General features: G+C 29.3%; 4 protein-coding genes. 1 reads left to right on the forward strand and 3 read right to left on the reverse strand.

All coding sequences use genetic code 11. The features are described from left to right. The 3 genes from B4I81_RS10370 to fabG all read right to left on the reverse strand — a co-directional run. Window positions 1-955, reverse strand: a 955-nt coding sequence (locus tag B4I81_RS10370; RefSeq protein WP_414655099.1) for an LTA synthase family protein, incomplete at its 3' end; no start/stop codon positions are given. 84 nt (window positions 956-1,039) lie between these two features. Continuing rightward, window positions 1,040-3,067 carry a hypothetical protein gene (locus B4I81_RS10375; RefSeq protein WP_291110367.1) on the reverse strand — a complete coding sequence of 676 codons (2,028 nt, stop codon included), beginning with the start codon at window positions 3,065-3,067 and terminating at the stop codon, window positions 1,040-1,042. Between the two features lie 15 nt (window positions 3,068-3,082). Further along, entirely contained in the window at window positions 3,083-3,829 is a 747-nt protein-coding gene (gene fabG / locus B4I81_RS10380; RefSeq protein ID WP_073585008.1) for a 3-oxoacyl-[acyl-carrier-protein] reductase, read from the reverse strand. Window positions 3,830-3,966: 137 nt separating this feature from the next. On the opposite strand from fabG, the gene B4I81_RS10385 reads away from it, so the two are divergent. Further along, on the forward strand, window positions 3,967-5,113 hold a 1,147-nt coding region (locus tag B4I81_RS10385; RefSeq protein WP_291110370.1), incomplete at its 3' end, for a cytochrome-c peroxidase.

The raw sequence follows: 5,113 nt of genomic DNA on the forward strand, positions 1-5,113 counted from the left end.
AAAACATACCTTGATTTGCAATACTGTCTAAAAATGGAGTAATTTTTTTTTCATTTCCAAATTCGCTCATAAAACTAGCACTCATGCTTTCCATTAAAACAAAAATAACATTTGGCCTAACATCAGAATTTAAAGAATCTGAAATTTCTCTTTTGATAGAAAAATCATTAGTAACAAACTTTATATTGTCATCGGTTAAATTATTACGAATGATTTGAAATGCATCTTGATCAGAAATGAATGGGTAAAATGTTTTAAAATCTAATTTATTGTTTCTGAATTCAGCAAAGAAAGAATAAATACCAGCTTTTGATATTTCATTGTTATATCTGTTTTTAGACCATTCAGCATCAGAATTTTGAATAAATAAGACGAAAAAAAACATCAAACAGATTGAAATGAAAAAAGGTAAAATTCGTTTTTTGACAGTTATTTTAGCTTCGAAAGTTTCTTTAAAAAAATTATTTTTATAAAAAAAGTAAAAAATAACTGCAACAATTAAAAAAATCGAAGGAAGCAAAATGTACAAAGGATACGATTCATGTATGTTTTGAACTACCTCAAATGTATAAATTAGATAGTCTACCGCAACAAAGTTAAAACGGCATTTAAACTCGTCCCAAAAAGTAATTTCAGCAAAAAAAGTAAAAACAAATATGAGTAAGGACAAAATAAAACTAGAATATATTGCTATTCTGTCTAATTTTTTACCAATAAATTTACTAGGTATAATTAATATGTAGAGCGTACTTATTACATATAAAAACGATAAAACACCTAAATCAAAAAAAACTCCGGTAAAAAGAATACGTAATAAGGATATAAATGAAATATCTATTTCATCGAGTTGCCAGAATAAAAAGATAATTCTTATAAAAAAAGAAAACAACAAATACCATGCTGAAAATCCCAATAATAATTGATAACGTTTAGATGTTGAATCAAATAATTTCATATTTATTTTGTTTAATCAAAGGTGTAATTTATAAATTTAAGAACACTTAAGAATCACTTAATTAAAATTTAAGATTTACTTAAATTACAATAGCCCGTTATATTTTCGGATAAACCATTCAAAACTTAAAGCTGTAATGGCAAGAATTAACAACCAAATCCAATCAATTAGAGGTAATTTATTAATGCTCTCTTTTTGGGTAGGGATATACTTTTCATTAGCTATCAAACTCTGAATTAAATTCTCAATTTGATTTGGATAATACGCTTTTCCATTTGTATTTGTAGCCAATTGCTCCAATCGGTTTTTATCTGGATTTACGAATTGCTTCTCGATTTCAAAATCTAAGACTTCAAAACTTCCCGTAAAACTCGTATTAGATTGTTTTTCGGTAACTTTAAACGAATAATTTCCAGCTTCTATTCCGTCTAAATTTACTCTGTAGGAATTTGTAGATTTCAATAAATCATATTTCTTAATCGCTTTTGTTTTAGAATTTGTGACTTGAATTGTCAATTGTGCTTTTTCATCAAATTCGTAGTTTTTATTGAAATATTCGGCTGTAATTTCAATACTTTCACCTGAATTATAGAAACTCTCGTAAGTAACATTCAAATTCTTTTTTGACGCATTGGAAACTAAAAACTGAATGATTTTATCTGTAAACAAATCAAAATCTTCAAAAGACTTCTTATTTAAGTGATTTTCCAAACGCCATTTCCAGATGTTTTCACCCAATAAATAAGCTTCACGTTTACTTCCATTTTCCGTAAAAGTTAAAATTGGATTCTGAACTGGAACATTTCTAACTCTAGCCGATAGTAAGGTATTTACATTATTTTTTGCTGTAATTACTCCAAAACTATGTTCTAAAGGTGGAAAATTTTCAAAACCAATATTCGACTGAGCAAACAAATTGAAATTGGATTCAAACGTAGCCAAATAATCTTCTTTTGATGTTGACATTTTAAAATTCAAATCGTCCTGAATTTGATTTAAAAAATTAAAATCTGTAGCCGTTCCAGTAATCACAAACGTATTGATTTGGGCTACCTTATTTTGATCAAATATCGATTTAAAAGCAGCTGTAGGTTGATACAAAATTAAAACATTGAAATCTTGTAACGATTTAATTTCATTTGGTTTTATAATTGAAACTTTTCGTTGTTGATTAGTTTCAATACTTCTCTTCAAAGCCCCTAAATCCGGATGATTTATAGCTGAAATTAGAGCAATTTCACTTCGCTGATCGATAATCTCAACAGCAAAATTCTTAGCATTATTAACGGTGTTTTTCTCTTTAATATTAGAAGAAATTACAGCTTTGTATTTAGCAATTCCAACATTACTAGCATTTAATAAAACGATAACCGATTGGGCTTTTTTATCTTTTGAAAAAGTAACCATTTGTTTGTGAACCGTTAGATTCCCAGATTGGATTGAAAAATTAGATGTAATCGTTTCATTTCCATTGTATTGTAAAAATACTTCAACCGGAAATTTGTTCTTTAAAAAAGCATATTTATTTACGTTGATTTGGTTAATATTTAAATCCAACACAGTAGTAGTATCGCCTAAAACTAGTGGAAAAACACTTGTGTTCTCTTGAAAACTAAATACATAATCATTTCCCATAGTTTGATTTCCATCGGTAAATAAAACTATAGGATAATTGGTATTTCTATACAATTGTTTCACATTCTTAGCAACACCATCAATATGCGATTGATTTCCATTAAAATCTAGCTTTTCTAAAGATTGAAATTCCTCTGCAAACGAAAATAATTGCACATCATATTTTTCTGTAATAGCTTTATTTTCTGCAATTTTTAGATATAACTCTGACGCTTCTTTTGTTGCTTTTAATTCGGATATAGATTTGGAATTATCTACAACTATGGGTAAAGGTGTTTTCTTGATTTCGATTATTTTTCTACTAATAATTGGATTAATTAGCAATAAAAAGATCGAAAACAAACTTATAAAACGTAAAAAAGCCAAAAACCAATACAATTTTGACTGGTTTTTGACTTTATACAAATATTGATAAAACGACAATCCAGCAGCAATAATTACTGATAAGATGAGAAGTAAAATTGTGCTTGTTGTCATTTATAGTTTTAACTATTACGTTAACATTCCTCCGTCAACATTAATAACCTGTCCTGTTACATAAGCGCTCATGTCAGAAGCTAAGAAAACACAAACGTTTGCTACGTCTTCTGGAGTTCCTCCGCGTTTTAATGGAATAGCATCTCTCCATCCTTTAACAACATCTTCGTTTAATTTTGCTGTCATTTCTGTTTCGATGAATCCTGGAGCAATTGCATTACAACGAATATTTCTTGAACCTAATTCTAACGCGATTGATTTTGTAAATCCGTTCATACCTGCTTTTGATGCTGCGTAGTTAGCTTGACCCGCATTTCCTTTTACTCCTACAACACTACTCATGTTTACGATAGAACCTTTACGGTTTTTCAGCATGATTTTTTGTACCGCTTTTGTCATATTGAAAACCGATTTTAAGTTGATTTCAATTACTTTATCAAAATCTTCTTCCGACATTCTCATTAATAAATTATCTTTAGTGATACCCGCATTATTGATTAAAACATCGATTGTACCAAATTCAGCAATCACGTCATCAACTAATTTTTGTGCTTCGTTAAAATCAGCAGCGTTTGATTTGTATCCTTTAGCTTTAATTCCTAAAGCATTTAATTCATTTTCTAAAGCCATTGCCGATTCTACAGACGAACTATAAGTAAATGCAACATTTGCTCCTTGTTCTGCAAAAACTTTAGCTATACCGCTACCAATTCCACGGCTTGCACCAGTAATAATGGCAACTTTTCCTTCTAATAATTTCATGGTAAATATTTGTATTAGTTTGTTTCTGTAATAAAGTTCAAATATAGGAATATTTTAAAGTATAAAAAAAGTCAAAGTTCAATTAAACCTTTTTTATAAATCATTGTCTTACTAAAATAATCTTAAAACAATCAATTATGAAAAACCATTTTTTTTTAGGTCTTTTTGTCATTTTCGTATTGACTTCTTGTAGTAATAATTCTGATGATAATTATGAAGTAATTCCGTCATACCCATTTGTAGAAGCTGAATTTGGTTCTTCAATAGATTTAAACAATTTAGCAAATTATGCCAATCAAATTGTTCCACCCTATATTACGAAAAATAATTCTCAAGGAAATGTTATAACAGATAAAGGCGCTACTTTAGGAAGAGTATTGTTTTATGATAAAAATCTATCATCAAATAACACAATTTCTTGTGCTAGCTGTCATAAACAAGAATTTGCTTTTAGTGATACTAATGTTGCGAGTACAGGAGTTAACGCTTCAACTGGTCGTCATTCAATGCGTTTAATAAATTCAAGATTTGCTACCGAAACTAAGTTCTTTTGGAATGAACGCGCAATTAACCTAGAAACTCAAACCACAATGCCAATTAAAGACCATGGAGAAATGGGATTTAGTGGAGAAAATGGTGATTTATCATTTGACGATTTAATTACAAGATTAAACGGAATTGGTTATTACAGAGAACTATTTAAATTTGTTTATGGTTCAGAAGAAATAACAGAAAATAAAATTCAAAATGCTTTAGCACAATTTATTAGAAGTATTCAATCATTTGATTCTAAATATGATGCAGGTAGAGCTTTAGCTACAAATGATGGGCAACCTTTTTCAAATTTTACTGCACAGGAAAATCAAGGTAAAAATTTATTTTTAACACCACCCGTATTTAATCCGAATGGTGTAAGAACTAGTGGCGGATTAGGATGTGCAGGATGTCATAGAGCTCCTGAATTTGATATTGATCCTAACACTTTAAATAATGGTATTATTGGAACTATTGCTGGAACAGGCATTGATACTGGAAATACAAAAGCTCCAACACTACGCGATTTAGTAAAGACAGATGGTACTACTAATGGACCAATGATGCACACAGGTGTAATTACTTCATTACAAGCCGCAATTGGACATTATGGAACTATTAATATTGCGCCTGGAAATAATAATTTAGATCCAAGATTAAGACCAGGAGGTTTAGGACAACAATTAAATCTTACTGCAACAGAAGTTAATGCAGTTATTGCTTTCTTAAGAACATTATCTGGAACTGATG

The organism is Flavobacterium sp. UBA6195, from assembly GCF_002422095.1.
Lineage (GTDB): Bacteria > Bacteroidota > Bacteroidia > Flavobacteriales > Flavobacteriaceae > Flavobacterium.

Bases quoted from the DNA above. Each gene is read 5' to 3' on its own strand.
- B4I81_RS10375 (WP_291110367.1), bottom strand. From the start codon at position 3,067: ATGACAACAAGCACAATTTTACTTCTCATCTTATCAGTAATTATTGCT.
- fabG (WP_073585008.1), bottom strand. From the start codon at position 3,829: ATGAAATTATTAGAAGGAAAAGTTGCCATTATTACTGGTGCAAGCCGT.